Source organism: Streptomyces sp. NPDC091412 (assembly GCF_044756885.1).
In the GTDB taxonomy this organism is placed as follows: domain Bacteria; phylum Actinomycetota; class Actinomycetes; order Streptomycetales; family Streptomycetaceae; genus Streptomyces.
This window is the reverse complement of the sequence record NZ_JBIVTV010000003.1, coordinates 205,220-223,096: the sequence shown is the minus strand read 5'-3', so window position 1 is coordinate 223,096 and position 17,877 is coordinate 205,220. Positions and strand designations below refer to the sequence as shown.

Below are 17,877 nucleotides of genomic sequence, written 5' to 3'. Positions count from 1 at the left end.
CCCGCTCCCGGACGGCGGCTACCCACGCCGGTAGGGCGCGGGCGACGGCCTCCGGTCAACCACCCCATACCAGGCGGGGCTTGGGCACGCCCAGCTTCCCGCCAATAAGGCACCGGTCAACCACCCAGCACCAGACGGAGCTTGAACGCATCCGCACGGCCCGCCCCGCGCGGAGGGCAGCCGCCCATCCCGGTGAGGCACCGGTCAACCACCGAGCGTCAGGCGGGGCTTGGGTGCGTCCGTGCGGCCCGTCTGAGGGCGGCGGCTGCCCGCCCGGTAGGGCGCCGGCCAGACGGCGGACGGACCCGTGTAGCCCTGCTCGGCGGCCGCGTGCAGAGTCCAGTGCGGGTCGTACAGGTGCGGGCGGGCCAGCGCGCACAGGTCCGTACGCCCTGCCAGAATCAGGGAGTTGACGTCGTCCCAGGAGGAGATCGCGCCGACCGCGATCACCGGTACGCCCACCTCGTGGCGGATCCGGTCGGCGAACGGCGTCTGGTACGACCGTCCGAACTCGGGGCGTTCGTCGGCCACCACCTGCCCGGTCGACACGTCGATCGCGTCGGCGCCGTGCGCGGCGAAGGCGCGGGCGATCTCCACGGCCTCGGCGGCGGTCGTACCGCCCTCGGCCCAGTCGGTGGCGGAGACGCGCACGGTCATCGGACGGTCCTCGGGCCACACTCCGCGTACGGCGTCGAAGACCTCCAGCGGGAAGCGCAGCCGCTTGTCCAGTGAGCCGCCGTAGGCGTCGGTGCGCCGGTTGGTCAGCGGGGAGAGGAAGCCGGAGAGCAGGTAGCCGTGGGCGCAGTGCAGTTCGAGCAGGTCGAAGCCGGCCCGGGCGGCACGCCAGGCGGCGGCGGTGAACTGCTCGCGGATGTCGGTGAGCTGGGCCCGGCCGGCCTGGCGGGGTATCTGGCTGTCCGGCCGGTACGGCAGCGGGGAGGCGGCCGTCAGAGGCCAGTTGCCCCCGGGCAGCGGCTCGTCCATGCCCTCCCACATCAGCCGGGTCGATCCCTTGCGTCCGCTGTGGCCGAGCTGCACGCCGATCGCGGTGTCCGGGGCCTGCCGGTGCACGAAGTCGGTGATCCGCCGCCAGGCGTCGGACTGCCGTCCGGTCCACAGGCCGGCGCAGCCCGGGGTGATCCGGCCCTCGGGGCTGACGCAGACCATCTCGGTCATCAACAGGCCCGCGCCGCCGAGAGCCCGGGCGCCCAGGTGGACGAGGTGGAAGTCGCCGGGGACGCCGTCGGTGGCCGAGTACATGTCCATGGGCGAGACGACGACCCGGTTGCGCAGGGTCAGTCCGCGCAGCCGGAACGGGGTGAACATCGGCGGTGTCCCGGGCGGGCAGCCGAACTCCCGCTCCACGGCGTCGGTGAAGCGGGGGTCGCGCAGCCGGAGGTTGCCGTGGGTGACGCGGCGGCTGCGGGTGAGCAGGTTGAAGGCGAACTGGCGGGGCGGCTGGCCGAGGTAGCGGTCCAGGTTCTCGAACCACTCCAGGCTGGCCCGGGCCGCGCGCTGGGTGGAGGCGACGACCGGTTTGCGCTCCTGCTCGTAGGCGGTGAGCGCTTCGGCCAGCGAGGGCTGTTCGTCCAGGCAGGCGGCGAGCGCGAGGGCGTCCTCGACGGCGAGCTTGGTGCCGGATCCGATGGAGAAGTGGGCGGTGTGGGCGGCGTCGCCGAGCAGCACCAGGTTGCCGTGCGACCAGCGCTCGGTGACGACCGTGCGGAAGGTGGACCACGCGGACTTGTTGGAGCGCAGCGGCCGCCCGCCGAGCGCGTCCGCGAAGATCTTGGCGCAGCGCTCGACGGACTCCTTCTCGTCCATGATGTCGAAGCCGGCCGCGCGCCACACCTCCTCGCGCATCTCGACGATGACCGTCGAGGCGTCCGGTGCATACGGATAGCCGTGCAGTTGCGCCACGCCGTGCTCGGTCTCGGCGATCTCGAAGCGGAAGGCGTCGAGGGCGAAGTCGGCGGCCAGCCAGATGTAGCGGCAGCGGTGGCCGGTCAGCCGGGGCCGGAAGAGGTGGGCATGGGCCTCGCGGGTGGCGCTGTGCACGCCGTCGGCGGCGATGACCAGGTCGTACGTCCGCGACAGCCGCTCCGGGGGCGGCGCCTCGGTGCGGAAGCGCAGGTCGACGCCGAGCGCGCGGCAGCGTTCGTGCAGGATCCGCAGCAGGCGCCGCCTGCCGAGCGCGGCGAAGCCGTGGCCGCCGGAGGTGTGCCGGGTGCCCCGGTGCACGATGTCGATGTCGTCCCAGCGCACGAACTCCCGGCGCAGGGCCTCGTACACCACCGGGTCGGCGTGTTCGATGCCGCCGAGCGTCTCGTCGGAGAGCACGACGCCGAACCCGAAGGTGTCGTCGGGCGCGTTGCGCTCCCAGACGGTGATCTCACGGGCCGGGTCGAGCCGTTTGAGCAGGGCCGCGGCGTACAGGCCGCCGGGTCCGCCGCCGATGACCGCGACCCTCATGGCACCGGTCACCTCCGGTCACCTCCCCCGCCACTTCGGGGGGCGCTTCTCGGTGAAGGCCGCGTGGAACTCGGCGTAGTCCTCGCCGTTCATCAGCAGGGCCTGGGTGGAGGCGTCCAGTTCGACCGCGGCGGACAGGGGCATGTCCAGTTCGGCGGTGAGCAGGGCCTTGGTCTGGGCGAGGGCGAGGGCGGGGCCGTCGGCCAGCCGGCGGGCCAGGGAACGCGCGGCCTCGTCGGCGCTGCCCTCGTCGGTGAGGTGGCTGATCAGGCCGATCCGCTCGGCCTCGGCCGCCCGTACCGGCTCGCCGAGCATCAGCAGCCGGGTGGCGTGGCCCAGCCCGACCACCCGGGGCAGCAGATAGGCGGCGCCCATGTCGCCGCCGGACAGGCCGACGCGGGTGAAGAGGAAGGCGAACCGGGCGGTGGGGTCCGCGACCCGGAAGTCCGCCGCCAGGGCCAGGACCGCTCCCGCCCCGGCCGCCACCCCGTGCACCGCCGCGATCACGGGGAACGGGCATTCCCGTACGGCCCGCACGACCTGTCCGGTCATCCGGTTGAAGTCGAGCAGCTCGGACGTGTTCATGCTCAGAGTGGCGCCGATGATCTCGTCCACGTCGCCGCCGGAGCAGAAGCCGCGGCCCTCGCCGGCCAGTACCAGGGCGCGCACGGCCCGCTCGCGGGACAGTTCGGCGAGCAGGTCGCGCAGGTCGGCGTAGGCGCCGAAGGTGAGCGCGTTGAGCTTGTCGGGCCGGGCGAGGGTGACCGTGGCGACGCCGTCGGCGCGCTCGACGCGCAGATGGCGCCACTGGGAGGTGCGGTCGGTGGAGCCGGTGAAGGGACTCATGACACAGGGCCTCCTCGGGGGGACTGCCACGAACCGCTGCCGCGCAGGCCTCTGCCTCGACGGCTCTCCCCACCGAAGTTATCACTTGTTCATGACTGTCGTCACGAGTACGCGATACAGTCGCGCCACTGTGACCGGTACCCGTCACTTGGTCACGGCTCGTCGATAGGGAGGTAACGACGGGAGTGGCCGGGGGAGGACGGCCGTCCCTCGGGGTAAGCCCACCGTGCCGGGCCCGGCGGCCCCGAGGACGAGGCCGCCGAAAGTCCCCGCGGACGGCCCCCGTACCATTCCCCTCGTTGAAAGCGGGACAACCTGATGGTCATCACCGGGACGCCCCCCGCCACGAACGGACACACCTTGCACGAACCCCCTTCAGCCCCAGCCCACCCGTCGCCCGGCCACCGCCCCTCACGGAGGCACTTCGTGCCGTCTCTTCCGTCCTGGCGCGTCGCGCTGCCGCACTCGGCGGCCGCCGTGCCGGTGGCCCGCGCCCTGGTCCGTACGGCGCTGACCGAGCTGGAGCACACGGCCGACAGCGACACCGCGGAGCTGCTCACCGCGGAGCTGGTCGCGAACGCCGTGGAGCACACCGCGGGGCGGGGTCCGATAGAGCTGGTGGTGGAGCTGCTGCCGACCGGCTGCCACGTCGAGGTGCACGACCCGGACCCGGACCCGCCCGGCGGGCTGACCCGGCCGGGCCTCACGGCCCCGGACCCCTGGCAGGAGCACGGGCGCGGCCTGCTGCTGATCCGCGCCCTCAGCTCCGCCTGCGGGCACCGCCCGACCGCGTCGGGCAAGGCGGTGTGGTTCAGGCTGTCCGGTCCGCCTCGGCCGCGCCCGGCGTGACCTCCGCCGCCCCGGCCCGTGCCGCCAGCCGGGAGTGCCGGCGTCCGTAGCCCACGTACACGAGCAGCCCGGCCACGAGGAAGCCGGCGAACTGGAGCCAGGTGGTCCAGCCGGTCTCGTACATCAGGTACAGGGAGCAGCCGACGCCGAGCACCGGCAGCACCGGGTAGAGCGGCACCCGGAAGGTGCGGGCGAGGCCCGGTTCGCGGCGGCGCAGCGTGATCACGGCGATGTTGACGACGGCCATGATGGCGAGCGTGCCGATGGTGCACAGGTTGACCACGACGTCCAGCGACGCGAACGCCGCGGGGACCGCGAAGACCACGCCGACGATCAGGGTGCCGGCGACGGGCACCGAGGTGCGCGGCGAGACCTTTTGGAGGACGGGCGGCACGAGCCCGTCGCGGGACATCGACATCAGGATGCGGGACTGGGCGTACGTCACGGTCAGCACCACGGAGGCGATGGCGACGACCGCGCCGAAGGCGATGACGGCGCCGCCGACCGAGGAGCCGGTGACCGTGTTGACGACGTACGACAGCGCCGCGGGCCGGCCGCCGACCTGGTCGCCGCCGATGGCGCCGATCGCGGCGAGCGCGACCGCGCAGTACAGCAGGGTCACCAGGCCGATGCAGACGAGGATCGCGACCGGGATGTCCCGGCGCGGGTTCCTGGCCTCCTCGCCGGCGGTGGTGATCGCGTCGAAACCGATGTAGGAGAAGAACGCGGCCGTGGTGCCCGCGCCGATGCCGCCGAGTCCGGCCGGCGAGAACGGGGTGAGGTTGCCGTGCTTGAAGGCGGAGAACCCGATGGCGCAGAAGGCGACGAGGATGACGAGCTTGAGCACGGCCATCGCGGCGGTCGCCCGGGCGCTCTCGCGCACTCCGCGCACCAGCAGCATGCAGGCCATGGCGATGACGAGGACGGCCGGCAGGTTGACGACCCCGCCGTCGCCGGGGCCGGCGGACAGGGCGGCCGGGAGCTGCCATCCGGTGAGGCTGTGCAGCAGCTCGTTGACGTACTGGCTCCAGCCGACGGCGACCGCGGAGATGGAGATGCCGTACTCCAGCAGCAGGCACCAGCCGACCAGGAAGGCGGTGGTCTCGCCGAGGCCGGCGTAGGCGAAGGAGTACGAGGACCCGGAGACGGGGATCGCGCCGCCCAGCTCGGCGAAGGAGAAGGCGGTGAACACGCAGGTGATCGCGGCCAGGACGAAGGAGACGACGACGGCGGGACCGGCCTGGGCGACCGAGTCGGACAGGCCGACGAAGATGCCGGTGCCGACGATCGCGCCGATGCCGAAGCAGACGAGCTGGAACAGGCCCATCGTGCGCTTGAGACCGTGGCCCGCGCGGTCGGCGCCGGACTCGGCGACCAGGAGGGCCGGGGACTTGATGCGGGGAGCGGACATGCGGGGGTGGTGCTCGTTTCTGGTGGTGCGGGGCGGCCTCGGGGATGTCCGCTGCCTGTGGGAGCCGGGGGGAGGTCGCGTTACGGCGGCGGAAGGGGTGGCTCCGGGCCGCGGGTCCTGAGGGCGGCCGGTCAGGCCAGGGTGGCGACCATGATCGCCTTGATGGTGTGCAGACGGTTCTCCGCCTCGTCGAAGACGACCGAGTGGGCCGACTCGAAGACCTCGTCGGTCACCTCCAGGAAGGTGCGGCCGTGTCGCTCGTGGATCCCGCGGCCGACCTCGGTGCCGAGGTCGTGGAAGGCCGGCAGGCAGTGCAGGAACTTCACGTCCGGGTTGCCGGTGGCGCGCAGCACGTCCATCGTCACGGCGTACGGGGCCAGGGCCTCGATCCGCTCGTCCCAGACCTCCTTGGGCTCCCCCATGGAGACCCAGACGTCGGTGGCGACGAAGTCGGCGCCGCGCACTCCCTCCTCCAGGGACTCGGTGAGGGTGATGCGCGCACCGCTGGAGGCGGCCAGCTCGCGGGCCCGGTCGACGATGCCCTGGGCGGGCCAGTAGCTCTTGGGGGCGACGAGCCGTACGTCCATGCCGAGCAGGGCGCCGGTGACCAGGTAGGAGTTGCCCATGTTGAAGCGGGCGTCGCCGAGGTAGGCGAAGGCGGTCTCGCGCAGCGGCTTGGCGCAGTGCTCGGTCATGGTGAGCACGTCGGCGAGCATCTGCGTGGGGTGCCAGTCGTCGGTGAGCCCGTTGTAGACGGGGACGCCGGCGTGCGCGGCGAGTTCCTCGACGGCGTCCTGGCTGTCGCCCCGGTACTCGATCGCGTCGAACATCCGGCCGAGGACACGGGCGGTGTCCTTCACGGACTCCTTGTGCCCCATCTGCGACCCGGACGGATCGAGATACGTCGTCGAGGCGCCCTGGTCGGCGGCGGCGACCTCGAACGCGCAGCGGGTGCGCGTCGAGGTCTTCTCGAAGATCAGGGCGATGTTGCGGCCCCGCAGGTACCGCGTCTCGGTCCCGGCCCGCTTGGCGGCCTTCAGCTCGGCGGCCAGCCCGACCAGACCGCGGAACTCGTCCTCGGTGAAGTCCAGCTCCTTGAGGAAGTGGCGGCCGGTGAAACCGGTCGGGACGTGCACCATCGGGGAGCTCCTGGGGACGGTGGGACGGGTGCGGACTATGGAAGTCTATACGATGTTCCACATTTATATACAGGACCCGTGTCGGGGTCCGGGATGCGAACCGCGCGGGTCTGTTGAACTCTGGGAGTCGGGGCCCGTCTCGGCCTCCTGTGTCGGCTCAGCCGCCGGGACCCGTGCGGGCCTCCGTGTCGCCCGAGGATGCCCTGCGGGATTCTCTGCCCGATCGAGGTGGTACCCGTGGATCTCAGGATGTCGGTCGAAGACCGGGAGGAGTTCCTCGCCGGCCTCCATGTGGGAATCCTGGGGGTGAACGATCCCCGGAACGGCGGTGGGCCGTTGCTGGTTCCGCTCTGGTACTCCTACCGGCCCGGCGGGCTGGTGGCGATCGAGACCGGGCGGCAGGCGCTGAAGGCCGGCCTCGTCCGCGACGCCGGGCGGTTCAGCCTCTGCGTGCAGGACGAATCGGCCCCGTACCGCTATGTGAGCGTGGAGGGGCCGGTCGTGGGCGTCGAGGATCCGGTGCCCCCGGCCGAGCACGAGGCGCTGGCCCACCGGTACCTGGACGCGGACGCCGCGACGGCGTACCTGGCGGCCAACCAGGAGCAACTGGCCGACGACATCCTCATCCGCATGCGGCCCGAGAGGTGGAGGACGGCCGACTTCTCCGCCTTCGCCGCGGAGTTCGACACCTAGTCCTCCGTGCGGCAGGCGATGCACGTGCAGCACAGACGGGACATCCCATGGTCATTGACACGATGACGCTTCCGGTGGCGCCGGCGTGGAACGCGGGGACGCTGTGGTACCCGCGCGATCGCTGTCTGCACGAGCTGTTCGACTCCCAGGCCGCGCTGCGCCCCCGGGCGACCGCCTCCGTACAGCACGGCCGCAGCATGAGCTACGGCGAGCTGAAGGACCGCTCCGACGCGCTGGCCGCCCGGCTGCTCGGCTCCGGGGTGCGGCGCGGTGACGGGGTCGGTGTGTGCGGGAGCCGGTCCCTGGAGGCGCTGGTCGCCTTTCTGGGCATCCTCAAGACCGGCGCCGCGTACGTCCCGCTCGACGACGCCTCCCCGCCCGGACGGCTCCAGGCGATGGCGGAGGACGCCGGGGTGCACACCGTGGTGACGCTGCCCGGCAGTGTCTGCCGCATCCGGCGGGTGCGGACCCGCATCGCCCTGGACGGGTCGGCGCCGGCCGTGCCGGCCGCGCTCCCGCGCACCGGGGTACTGCCCGGGGACTGCGCCTACGTGATGTTCACCTCCGGCTCGACCGGCCGTCCCAAACCCGTCGCGGTCCCGCACTGCGGCGTGGTCCGGCTGGCCGCCTCCGATCTGGTGTGGCAGCGGCCGCGCCCCGGTGAACGGGTGCTGCACGCCTACGGCCTCTCCTCGGACGCCTCCACGATCGAGATCTGGTCCACGCTGCTCGCCGGGGCCTGCGTGGTGATCGCCGATCAGGAGGAGCTGCTGTCACCGGCCGCCCTGGAGTCCCGGCTGCTGTCCGAGCGGGTCAGCATCGCCTACCTGACCACCGGGGTGTTCCACCACATCGGGCGCACCAGGCCGTCGGCACTGCGGTCCCTGCGGTTCGCCTCGGCCGGCGGCGAGGCGATGGACCCGGAGCTGGCCCGCGCGATCCTGGCGGCCTGCCCGGACACCACCGTGGTCAACTTCTACGGCCCGACCGAGAACAGCGTGGTCTCCACCGCGCACCTGGTGGACGGTCTGCCTCCCGAGGCGACGGCGGTGCCGATCGGCCGGCCGCTGGAGAACTCCACCTGCTACGTGGTGCGGGCGGACGGCACGCTCGCGGACGCCGGTGAGGAGGGCGAACTCCTCGTCGGCGGGGACGGGCTCGCGCTGGGGTACCTCGGCGACCCCGAGCTGACCGCCGAGCGCTTCGTCGACAACCGCTTCGAGCCCGGCACGCGGCTCTACCGCACCGGTGACCGGGTGGTCCGGCGCGCGGACGGCGTACTGGAGTACCGGGCGCGGGCGGACCGGCAGATCAAGCTGCGCGGGCACCGCATCGAGCCGGACGAGATAGAGGCGCGGCTGCGGGCGGACGACGCGGTCGGCGAGGCCGTCGTCGAACTGGAGGGCGACAGCCTGATCGGGTACGTGACACCGGCCCGGCCCGGCCGGGCGCTGCCGCTGGACCGCATCCGCGGCGGGCTCACGGCATGGCTGCCCGCGGCCGCGGTGCCCGCGCGGCTGGTGGAGGTGGGGCGGTTCCCGGTGACCGCGGGGGGCAAGGTCGACCGCTGCCGGCTGCGCCTGCTGGCGGCCGCGGACGGGGCCACCGCCCCGGCGCCCGGCCACCGCCCCGGGCCGGGTCCGCAGCAGTCGGCGGCGCGGGTGTGGCAGGTGGTGCTGGGCGTGCACCCGGCGCCCGGGGACAGCTTCTTCGACATCGGCGGCGACTCCCTGCTGGCGGCCGAGGCCGTCACGCGTACCCTGGCCGCCTTCGGGCTCGACGCCCGGCACGGCCGCGCCCTGATCCACAGTCTGCTGCGCTCCCCCACCCTGGAGGACTTCACGGCCGCCGTCACCGCCCTCACCTCCGTCGAGGGCCGGGGGGCCCGGACGGCCCCCGACGCCGGCGCCGTGGACTTCCGCGCCGAGGCGCGGCTGGGCTTCACCCTGCTGGCGCCGCGCGGTCCGGAGCCGGACTGGCGGCGCCCCCGGGCGGTGCTGCTCACCGGCGCCTCCGGCTTCGTCGGCGCCTTCCTGCTGGACCGGCTGCTGCGTCGCACCGACGCCCGGGTGCACTGCCCGGTGCGCGGCCGCGACGCCGCGCACGCCCGGCGGAAGGTGATGCGGAACCTGGCCCGGTTCGGCCTCGCCACCACGGAGGCCGCCGACCGCGTCGAGTGCTTCCCGGCGGACCTCGCTGAGCCCGGCCTCGGTCTGGAACCGGGCCGCGCCGAGGAACTGGCCGACGCCCTCGACCTGGTGATCCATGCCGCCGCACAGGTCAACTTCCTCTATCCGTACGAGGCGTTGCGCCGTGCCAACGTGGAGGGCACCCGGCAGCTCGTACGCCTGGCGGCCGAACGCGCCGTGCCCGTGCACTTCTTCTCCACGATCGCGGTGCTGGCCGGCTTCGGCACCGCCGGCGTGCGGCACGTGGACGAGGACCTGCCGCTCGACCACGCCGACCGGCTCACCATGGGCTACGCCGAGAGCAAGTGGGTGGCCGAGGAGGTGCTGCGCGACGCCGCGGGCCAGGGCCTGCCGGTGGCGGTCCACCGGCCGTACGAGATCACCGGTGACCGGCGCACCGGCGCGTGCAACACCGACACCGCGATCTGCTCGCTGTTCAAGACGATCACCGAGACCGGGCTGGCCCCCGACATCCCGCTGCCGCTGGACTTCGTCCCGGTGGACTTCCTCACCGAGGCGGTGGTGCACATCGCCACCGCGCACCGCGCCGGCCACCGGACCTACCACTTGACCAACCCCCACCCGGCGAGCCTGCGCGACATGCTCGACCGGATGGACGCGGGCGGCCACCGGATCCGGCGGCTCCCCTACGAGGAATGGGTGGACGACCTCGTCCGCCATGTCGCGCGGCACCCCACGAGCCCCACCGCCCCGTTCGTCTCCCTGTGCGTGGACCGCTGCAAGCAGGCGGACATGTCCGTCAAGGAGATGTACTTCGAGGGCACCTTCCCGGCCGTGGGGCGGGCCAACGTCGAGCGTGACCTGGCCGGCACGGGGCTGCGCTGCCCGCCCGTCGACGCGGCACTGCTGGACCGCTACCTGGAGTACTTCTACGCCACCGGCTACATCGAGCGCCCGTAGCCGCACCTCTGCGGTCGAGCGCCCGCGGACGACGTCACCCCAGCACAGGAGCGAGCATGACCCCACCCCCACCCGGCGCGCAGGCACCCGGCCCCGAGGCGGACGTCCTGGACTTCCCCCTCCCGCCGCCGGGCACCATGGGGCCGCCCGAGACGTGCGCGCGGCTGCGCGAGAGCCGCCCCGTGGCCAGGGTCGGGCTGCTGATGGACGCGACCGCCTGGTACGTCACCCGGTACGAGGACGTCCGGGCGCTGCTCGCCGACCCCCGGCTGATCAGGCCGACCATCAACGACTGGCCGCCCCGTCCCGGCCCGGCCGCCGACGAGGGACCCCACCTGGTCACCATGGCGGAACTGGACGGCCCCCGGCACCTGGCGCTGCGCAGGTCCGTGGCCTCGGCGTTCAGCTCCGGAGCCGTCCGGGAGCGGCTGCCGCGCATCCGCGAACTCGCCGACCGGCTGCTGGAGGAGTTCGCGGAGGGCGGCCCTCCCGGCGACCTGGTGGCCGGGTTCACGGAGCCGTTCCCGCTGCTCGTGCTGTGCGACCTGGTGGGCATCCCCGCCGGGGACCGGGACTGGTTCCTGCCGGTCCTGGACTCGGCCCTCGACGGGATGGTGACCGCCGAGGAGGGGCGCAGGGTCACCGACCTGCTGCGCGCGTACGTGGCCGAGCTGATCGCGCGGAAGCGGAGCCGGCCCGGCGACGACGTCCTGACCCTGCTGGTCCGCCAGTGCGAGGACGGAACCCTGACCGACGAGGAGGTGACGGCCTTCGGGCTGTCCATGCTCACGGTCGGCTTCGGCATCAGCGGCTTCTTCCTGGCCGGCTCGGCGCACGCCCTGCTGCACCGGCCGGTCCAGTGGGCCCGCCTGCGCGACCACCGCGACCTCATGCCGGGCGCGGTGGAGGAACTCCTGCGGTACATGCCGGTGATGAACGGCACCGTGCTGCTGCTGGCCACCGAGGACATCGAGGTGGGCGGGCAGACCATCCGCGGGGGCGACGCCGTCATCCCGGTGCTGGCCTCCGCCAACCGCGACGGGAGCGTGTTCGCCGACGCCGCCCGGCTCGACCTGTGCCGCGCGGACAACCCCCACCTGGCCTTCGGCCGGGGAACCCACAACTGCGTCGGCGCGCACCTCGCCCGCGCCGAACTGACCGTCGGGCTGGAGGCGTTGCTCGACCGCTTCCCACAACTGCGTCCCGCCGAGGGGCAGGAACCCCTCTGGGACGACCAGTCCGTCACCAAGTCACCGCTGACCCTCCCGGTCGGCTGGTGATCCGCCCCGCAGGCACCAGGGGAGGTCCACCCGTGAACACCACGCCGGAACCCGCCGTCGACGTGTCCGCTGTGCCCGTTATCGAGTTGCCCCTCCCGCCGCCGGGCACCATGGGCCCGCCCGAGGAGTACGGCCGGCTGCGCCGGGAGTGCCCCCTGGCCAGGGTCAGGCTGCCGATCGGCGCCACCGCCTGGTACGCCACCCGCTACGACGACGTCAAGGAACTGATCGCCGACGCCCGGCTGATCAGGCCGAGCATCACCGACTGGCCGCCCCGCCCCGGCCATGTCCCCGGTGACGAACCGGGCCTGGTCACGATGATGGAGCTGGAGGGCCCCCGGCACGCCGCCCTGCGCCGGGCCCTGAGCGAGCCGTTCAGCGTCCGGTCCGTGCGGAGCCGGCTGCCGCGCATCCGGCGGTCGGCCGACCGGCTGCTGGATCCGTTCGTCGGCAGCGACCAGCCCGGCGACCTGGTCGTCCGGTTCCTCGAGCCCTTCCCCGTCATGGTGATGTGCGATCTCGTCGGCATCCCCTACGAGGACAGCGACTACTTCCTGCCCAGGGCGGACGCCGCGCTCGGGGCCATCCTCACGCTGGAGGAGGGCCGCGAGGCCACCTCCCAACTGCGCGAGTACATCACCTCGTTGCTCGACCGGAAGCGGCGCGGGCCCGGCGACGACATGCTCACCCGGCTGGTCGACGAGTGCGAGCGCGGCGCTCTGGACCACGAGAGCGCGGTGAACTTCGGGCTGTCCATGCTGGTCGCCGGCTACCGCACGAGCACCATGTTCCTGGCCGACGCCGTGCTGACCCTGCTGACCCTGCCCGGCGCGTACGCACGCCTGCGCGACCACCGCGACCTCATGCCGGGCGCGGTGGAGGAACTCCTGCGCTATGTACCGGTGATGAACGGCGTCGTCGTCCTCCAGGCCGTCGAGGACATCGAGTTGCACGGCCGGACCATCCGAGCCGGCGACGCCGTGCTGCCCGTGCTCGCCGCGGCCAACCGCGACGAGCACGTGTTCACCGACGCCGACCGGCTCGACCTGTGCCGCGCCGACAACCCCCACCTCACCTTCGGCCGCGGGGCGCACAACTGCATCGGCTCCCACCTGGCACGCGCCCAGATGACCGTGTGCCTGGAAGCCCTGTTCGACCGCCTCCCGAACCTGCGCCTGGCCGAGGGCCACCAACCCATCTGGGAGGACGAGTCACCGAGCAAGTCACCGCTCACCCTTCCGGTCCACTGGTGAGCGCCGCCAACTGGTGAGCGGCTCCTTGCCGAAGTCACCCGCGGCCGGTCCGGCTCAGGCGACCGGCTTGCCGTAGACGGCCATCTCGTAGATGGAGTACCCCCAGGTCGTACGGCGCTTGACGCCCTGCATCCGGATGTAGGACACCGGCTCGTCGCCCGTCAGCCGGATGACGTCGGTTCCGCACTCGGCCGGGGTCATGGTCGCGGCGGTGGTCCAGTCGACACCGTCCGCGGACGTCTCCAGCCGGTACCGCTCGGCGCACGCGGATTCCCAGGCGAGGGTCACGGCGGCGACCTTCGCGGGTGCGGCGAGCTTGATCTGCGCCCAGGCGTCGTCCTGGTAGCCGGAGGCCCAACGGGTGCCCATGTCGCCATCGTTGATGTACCGGGCGGCCAGTCGGTCCAGGTCCTGCTCCACGCTGGACGCGGTCGCGGTGCCCGCCGCTGCCAGGTTCTCCGTGCCGCCCGCCACGTCCCACAGGCCGAGGCGCACATCGGCCTGGACGAGGAAGGCGTCCAGGACGCCGTCACCGATCTTCGGCTGGACGCTGCCCCAGGTGTTGCGGGCCGGGTCCACCCGTACGGCCGCCGCCTTGCGCTGGAGGTCGCGGGAGGTGGTGAGCAGTTGCTGCGCACGGTCCGCGTCGCCCGCCTGCCGGGCCGCGAGCGCGTCGGCCATGGCGACGGCCGCCCGCCCCCACTGCTCCGTCGCCTTCAGCCAGGGCTCCGCGTCGGCCACGAAGCCCGCCTGCACCGCTCCCCCGCGGATGACGGCGGGCGCGTCGGCGATGGCGGCGGCGTACTCGCGCAACTCGGCCAGCGCCTCGGTGCGCCGCCCCGCGTCCCACTCCTGCCAGAACCGCTTGACGCGGGCGTCGAGCGCCGGGGCCTGCGGCTGCCACGGCTTCGCGCCGAACGTGGGGGCGAGGTGGTTCAGGTCGGCGAAGACGGCCAGTGCCCCGGTGGCCGCGCGGTCGCCCCCGGCGAGGTAGGACAGGGCGCGGGTCCAGTTCGACGCCGCGTCGTAGGCCCGGTCGTTCCAGGTGAAGTCGGCCGTTCCGAACACGGCGACCTTGCTGGCGTAGGGCTGGTTCATGGGGTTGGCGACGATGCCGCTGAGATGGTCGCCGAGCCCCGTCTCCCGCTTGTCGTAGGGCGCGAGCAGGAGCCGCCCCTGGGTGTTGCCGAAGTCGTTGACGGGGTAGTTGTCCCAGACGAAGACCTTCCGGCCGAACAGCTTCGACACGGCGTCCGCCTGGCTGTTGGTGATGGAGGGCGGGACGACGTCGGTCCCGGTCCACATCACGACGACCTTCGGGTCCAGCGTGGCCCGCATGGTCTGCTTGTACGCGGTGTCGGTCAGGTCGCCGTACTCGGTGGGCACCATCTGGAGGGCCTGGGTGCCCTCGTGGGTGTCCACGAAGGTGCGCTGGACGTCGTTCAGGAGGTCCACCTGCGCCCTGGCGGCGGCCGCCTGGCCCGGCGCGCCGAACTTCTCCCGGTCGCCGTCGCAGTTCCACCGGGTGTAACTGATGTCGTCCAGCGGGATGGAGAAGGCACGCCCGCCCAGGTCGTACACCGCCTGGAGCTTCGCCCTGAGCGCCGCGCGGTCCGCCGGGTCGGAGTAGCAGATGGACCCGCCCGGGGACACGGCGAAGGTGAACCGGACGTGGTTGGCGCTCGCGCGCCGCACCAGGGTCCCCAGCTCGGCGAGTTTGTCGGCCGGGTACGCCTCGCGCCACTTGTCCCTGTGGTACGGGTCGTCCTTGGGTGCGTAGACGTAGGTGTTGGCCTTGACGTCGCCGTAGAAGTCCATCTGGTCCAGCCGCTCGGCGGCGGACCACGGCTGACCGTAGAAGCCCTCGATGGTGCCCCGCAGCGGCATCGACGGGTAGTCGCTGGCCTCCGCGCCCGCGACACGCCAGCCGTCGTCGCTGCGGACGAACAGCTGCCGCAGGGTCTGCACGGCGTAGAACTGCCCGGCCGCGTCCGCGCCGCCGAGCGCGACCTGGCGCTGCGGCCCGACCGCGCCGACCCGCAGCGCGTAGCCCTCGGCGTGCTGCGGGACGCGGGTGTCGCCGAGCGCCTTGGCGATGTCGGGTCTGGTGGCGGGACCGAGGCGTACGGTGAGCAGTCCCGCGGGGACGGCCCGGTCCGGGGTGACGACGTCGACGCGGTCGGCGCCGTGGGCCCGCAGCTCGCGCACGAGACGGTCCCGGGCGGCGGTGTCCGTGCCGTCGTCGGCGACGACGACCACCCGCCCGGTGACGTTGGCGTCGGCCCCGGCGCGGGAGAGGGACTGCGGGACGGGTGAGACGGCGGGCAGCCCCTGTCCCGGCGCGGGAGCGGGTTCGGCTTGGGCCTGCGGGACCAGTACGAGGGTTCCGGCCGTCAGTCCGGCGGCCAGGAGACAAGAAGTGAGCAGCGAACGGCGTTTCTTCATGGATGCGTCCAATTCCTCGAATCGGAGCCACCGTTGGCGACGGCCTTCGCCGGCACCACCGGTCCTGCCGGCGCGCCTGGACGGCCTTGCCGCACGGGTGGCCTGGACGGCGTTCCCGGTGGTGCTCAACAGCGCCGTGAGGCAGGCGGGTTGACCGCCCGGCCGCACCGGCGCACGGCAGATCGAGCCTCCTGACTCCTCTCCGGGGCAGCGCTCACCGGGACCACAGTGGACGAAGACGTGCGGGCGTCACGCTCGCACAGGAACGACATGTTGTCTAGACCACTTGCCATCCCGGGGGCCGCTCCCGGCACCGCTGCGCCGCCCGGCCGCTCACTCGGCGTGGACCGTCTCCCCCGCGACCAGGGTGAGTACGGCGCGGGTGCCGGACACGGCCGTGTCCGGGGCGAAGAGGTCCCGGTCGAGGACGGCGAGGTCGGCGGCCATGTCCTCGCGCAGCAGGCCGACTTCGTCGTCGTTGCCGTTCACCCAGGCCGAGCCGGCCGTGTAGGCGCGCAGGATGTCGGTCAGTTCCAGCCGTTCGTGCGGCACGAACGGGCGGTCGGCGCCCGGCCATCCGGTGTGCGCCGAGCCGGGCGGTTCGGTGCGGTGCACGGCGACGTGCATGGCCTGCCACGGGTCGGCCGTGGTGACCGGCCAGTCGCTGCCCCCGGCGAGCCGGGCGCCGCTGTCCAGGAGCCGGCGGAAGGGGTACTGCCGGCCCGCTCGTCCCTCGCCCAGCAGCGGGTTGGTCAGCTCGTCGGTCTGCTGGTGGTGGGTCGCCCACAGCGACTGGACGTTGGCCGTCACCCCCAGAGCGGCGAAGCGGCCGATGTCCGCGTCGTCGACCAGCTGCACATGGGCGATGTGGTGGCGCCGCTCGCGCGCTCCGTTGGCCGCGGCCGCGGCCTCGACCGCGTCCAGGCACTCGCGCACCGCCCGGTCGCCGATCGCGTGGAAGTGCACCTGGAAGCCGGCGGCGTCCAGGCGGGTCACCGCCTCGGCGAGCAGCGCGGCGGGCACGTTGGAGTGGCCGAGGTTGCCGGTGGCGCACCCGCAGGAGTCCAGGTACGGCTCCAGCAGGGCGCCGGTGCCGTTCTCCAGCACACCGTCCTGCATCACCTTCACGGCGCCGGCCCGGAAGCGGCGGCCGGGCGCGCCGCGCCGCGCCACCAGGTCGTCGAGCTGCTCCGGGCCGCGGTCGCGGTCCCACCACAGGGCGCCGGTGACCCGGGCCTTCAGCAGTCCCTCCGCGTCGGCCCGCCGGTAGGCGGCGAGCGTGTCGCCGGCCCCGCCGTACGCGCCGACGATGGCGTCCTGCCAGCCGGTGACGCCGTACCGGAAGAGGTGGGCCTGCGCGTGGCTCAGCGCCGCGAGCTGGTCCTCGACGGTGTCCGGCGGGAGCAGCCGGGCCACCAGGTCCATGGCGCTCTCGTGCAGCACCCCGGTGGGCCGGCCGGCCGCGTCGCGCTCGATCCGCCCGGCCGGCGGGTCGGGGGTGGCCGCGTCGATCCCGGCGCGTTCCAGTGCCGCCGAGTTGACCCACGCCGAGTGGTGGTCGGCGTTGGGCAGGAACACCGGCCGGTCCGGCACGGCCGCGTCCAGCGGCTCCCGGGTGGGCCAGCCGCCGGGGAAGCAGTCCATGCTCCAGCCGCCGCCGAGGATCCACGGCCGGCCGGGGTGGGCGGCCGCGTACTTCCTGACGGCCGTGAGGCAGCCCTCGGCGTCGGTGGCGCCGGTGAGGTCGCAGCGCAGCGCCTCCAGGGCGCCCCAGACCGGGTGGATGTGCGCGTCCTGGAGGCCGGGCACCACGGTCCGGCCGGCCAGGTCGAACGTCTCGGACGGGCGGCCGGCGGCCCGGCGCACCTCGGCGTCGGTGCCGACGGCCGTGATCCGGCCGCCGGCCACGGCGACGGCCGTCGCGTGCGGGCGCCGCGGATCGCCGGTCCACACCCGGCCGCCGTGCAGGACGAGGGTCATGCGCCGGCCTCGTGGGTGCGCACCACGTACACCTTGCGGAGGGTCTCGTGGACCTGCCAGGTGCCGCGCCAGCCGGCCGGCATCGCCAGGGTGGCGCCGGGACGCAGCTCGACGTCCTCACCGCCCTCGGTACGGACGGTGGCGGATCCGGTCAGCACCTGGCAGACCTCGTCGTAGCCCTCGCGGGTGGCGGTGAAGTGGCCGGGGTCGCACTCCCAGACGCCGACCTCGACCAGCCCGTCGGGGGACTGCCACAGGGTGCGGGTGGTCTCCCGCTGGCCGGTGGTGCTGGTCGGCTTGGGCGTCGCCGGGGGCAGGTCGGCGCTCGCCGCGTCGGCGAGGAAGGCGACGGCGGGGACGAGAGCGGTGGTGGCGGTGGCGCCGGCGGTTTCCATGGGG

Annotated in this window: 12 protein-coding genes; 5 read left to right on the top strand and 7 right to left on the bottom strand. The window is 73.4% G+C overall.

The features are described from left to right. Positions 1 to 204: 204 nt before the first annotated feature. On the bottom strand, positions 205 to 2,472 hold the full coding sequence (locus ACIQMV_RS09145) for a bifunctional salicylyl-CoA 5-hydroxylase/oxidoreductase (protein WP_402592140.1): 2,268 nt from the start codon (positions 2,470 to 2,472) through the stop codon (positions 205 to 207). Between the two features lie 18 nt (positions 2,473 to 2,490). Next, on the bottom strand, positions 2,491 to 3,318 hold the full coding sequence (locus tag ACIQMV_RS09140) for an enoyl-CoA hydratase family protein (protein ID WP_141357383.1): 828 nt from the start codon (positions 3,316 to 3,318) through the stop codon (positions 2,491 to 2,493). Positions 3,319 to 3,636: 318 nt separating this feature from the next. On the opposite strand from ACIQMV_RS09140, the gene ACIQMV_RS09135 reads away from it, so the two are divergent. Next, positions 3,637 to 4,167, top strand: a complete 531-nt coding sequence (locus ACIQMV_RS09135; protein WP_141357385.1) for an ATP-binding protein — start codon at positions 3,637 to 3,639, stop codon at positions 4,165 to 4,167. Here ACIQMV_RS09135 and ACIQMV_RS09130 read toward each other — a convergent pair. Then, positions 4,130 to 5,578: an amino acid permease gene (locus tag ACIQMV_RS09130; RefSeq protein WP_401772917.1), complete on the bottom strand. Its 1,449-nt coding sequence runs from the start codon at positions 5,576 to 5,578 to the stop codon at positions 4,130 to 4,132. The two genes, ACIQMV_RS09135 and ACIQMV_RS09130, sit on opposite strands and share 38 nt — an antisense overlap. Positions 5,579 to 5,709: 131 nt before the next feature. Continuing rightward, the gene (gene argF / locus ACIQMV_RS09125; protein ID WP_401772916.1) at positions 5,710 to 6,717 is read right to left on the bottom strand and encodes an ornithine carbamoyltransferase; all 1,008 of its coding nucleotides are present in this window, start codon (positions 6,715 to 6,717) and stop codon (positions 5,710 to 5,712) included. A gap of 249 nt (positions 6,718 to 6,966) precedes the next feature. Here argF and ACIQMV_RS09120 point away from each other — a divergent pair, with 249 nt between their 5' ends. The 4 genes from ACIQMV_RS09120 to ACIQMV_RS09105 are packed head-to-tail and all read left to right on the top strand — an operon-like array spanning position 6,967 to position 13,053. Then, positions 6,967 to 7,410: a pyridoxamine 5'-phosphate oxidase gene (locus tag ACIQMV_RS09120; protein ID WP_141357391.1), complete on the top strand. Its 444-nt coding sequence runs from the start codon at positions 6,967 to 6,969 to the stop codon at positions 7,408 to 7,410. Positions 7,411 to 7,457: 47 nt separating this feature from the next. Then, on the top strand, positions 7,458 to 10,520 hold the full coding sequence (locus tag ACIQMV_RS09115) for an amino acid adenylation domain-containing protein (protein WP_402592139.1): 3,063 nt from the start codon (positions 7,458 to 7,460) through the stop codon (positions 10,518 to 10,520). 56 nt (positions 10,521 to 10,576) lie between these two features. After that, positions 10,577 to 11,800 carry a cytochrome P450 gene (locus ACIQMV_RS09110; RefSeq protein ID WP_402592138.1) on the top strand — a complete coding sequence of 408 codons (1,224 nt, stop codon included), beginning with the start codon at positions 10,577 to 10,579 and terminating at the stop codon, positions 11,798 to 11,800. Positions 11,801 to 11,832: 32 nt separating this feature from the next. After that, a complete protein-coding gene (locus ACIQMV_RS09105; RefSeq protein ID WP_141357396.1) occupies positions 11,833 to 13,053 on the top strand; it encodes a cytochrome P450 in 1,221 nt (406 codons plus the stop codon). 54 nt (positions 13,054 to 13,107) lie between these two features. Here ACIQMV_RS09105 and ACIQMV_RS09100 read toward each other — a convergent pair whose 3' ends face one another. The 3 genes from ACIQMV_RS09100 to ACIQMV_RS09090 all read right to left on the bottom strand — a co-directional run bounded on the left by ACIQMV_RS09100 (position 13,108) and on the right by ACIQMV_RS09090 (position 17,873). Continuing rightward, positions 13,108 to 15,498 carry a beta-N-acetylglucosaminidase domain-containing protein gene (locus ACIQMV_RS09100; RefSeq protein ID WP_402592137.1) on the bottom strand — a complete coding sequence of 797 codons (2,391 nt, stop codon included), beginning with the start codon at positions 15,496 to 15,498 and terminating at the stop codon, positions 13,108 to 13,110. 333 nt (positions 15,499 to 15,831) lie between these two features. Next, positions 15,832 to 17,478, bottom strand: coding sequence for an amidohydrolase (locus ACIQMV_RS09095; RefSeq protein ID WP_402592136.1), 1,647 nt, complete (start codon positions 17,476 to 17,478; stop codon positions 15,832 to 15,834). Further along, entirely contained in the window at positions 17,475 to 17,873 is a 399-nt protein-coding gene (locus ACIQMV_RS09090; protein ID WP_141357402.1) for a cupin domain-containing protein, read from the bottom strand. The genes ACIQMV_RS09095 and ACIQMV_RS09090 overlap by 4 nt, the downstream gene beginning before the upstream one ends. Positions 17,874 to 17,877 lie beyond the last annotated feature (4 nt).